This window comes from Rhodococcus sp. NPDC127593, from assembly GCF_042671975.1.
Classification (GTDB): domain Bacteria; phylum Actinomycetota; class Actinomycetes; order Mycobacteriales; family Mycobacteriaceae; genus Rhodococcus_F.
Genome location: NZ_JBHXWI010000188.1, coordinates 1 through 1,217, shown reverse-complemented (window position 1 = coordinate 1,217; position 1,217 = coordinate 1). Strand labels below are relative to the sequence as shown.

Genomic DNA, 1,217 nt, shown 5'->3' with positions numbered 1-1,217 from the left:
TACGGGTACGGTGATCGTGCGGCGAGCCCCTGTGCGGCCGCCGCGGCGCGCACGGCGTCGATCACCAGTTGCAGCGGTGGTCGGTGTGCTGCTGTGCCTCGATGGGCGATGGAGATCGTCCGCATGAGCGGTTCGGTCAGCGCGACGACGTCCATTCCCGGTGGGCGCAGGGTCAGTCCGAGATCGGAGACCAGGGTGACGCCCAGGCCCGCGGCAACCATCGCGAGTGCCGTCGCCTGCTCGCCGACCTCGTGGTTGATTCTGGGTTCGAATCCGCAACGCTGACAGGCCAAGCGCACGGCGCGGCCGAAATGCGACGTGGGTCCTGCAAGGATCCAGGGATGCTCGGCGAGATCGGCCAGCGCCATGGTTCTGGCGGACACCGTTCCCGGGGGCAGCGCTGCGTGCAGTCGCTCCACCGCGATCACCACCCTGGTCAATTCCGGGTCCCACTGCATCGGGTAGTCGGAATAGTCGATCACGAACGAGAAGTCCAGCGACCCGTCCCGTACCGCGACTGCGGTGTCCTCCGGCGCGAGTTCCCTCGTGCGCACCTCGATGCCGGGATGTTCGGCGGCCAGCAAGGTCAGCGCACTCGGCACCAGGCTCGACGCGACGGACGCCCACACGCCGACGGTCAATCGGGCGGTGACCCCGTCCTGCGTTTGCTCGAGGGCAGTGGTCGCGCGGTCCACCGATCGCATGATCTCCTCAGCGTGCTCGGCGAGGAGCAGGCCGATCTCGGTGAGCTGTACCCGCCGACCGCGCCGCTCGAATAGCTTTGCGCCGACGTCGCGTTCGAGCTGGGTGAGCTGTTGGGATACCGCGGATGTGGTGTAGTGCAGGGCCAGCGCCGCGGCTGTCACGGTGCCTCGGCGGTGCAACTCCCGAAGCATCCGCAACCGGCGTAATGACAGCTCCATGCCGCCAGCCTATGCATCCATTCCGGGCCGTCCAACCGGACCACGCGTGGCGCTGTGTAGAAAGCGTGAACGCAATCCTTCACGGTTCTTAACTGGACGCCCGGTCACCGGCGCGCGCACGCTGGCGTCATCGGCTGAGTGGTCGTGGAGACGATGATTTTCTGAGGACGATTGGGGTAACTCGAGGTGACCACGACGACGGAATGCGGGTTCGGGCGCACCCCCGAGCACCGAGAGAATGACTACCGTGAGCACACGGCGACGCGGCGTCGGGTCGATGTGGCGACCGTGCGC

General features: G+C 67.1%; 1 protein-coding gene. It reads right to left on the bottom strand.

From position 1 onward, the window contains the following. On the bottom strand, positions 1–923 hold a 923-nt coding region (locus ACFVJ3_RS49520; RefSeq protein ID WP_378459053.1), incomplete at its 3' end, for a LysR substrate-binding domain-containing protein. Between the last annotated feature and the right edge of the window lie 294 nt (positions 924–1,217).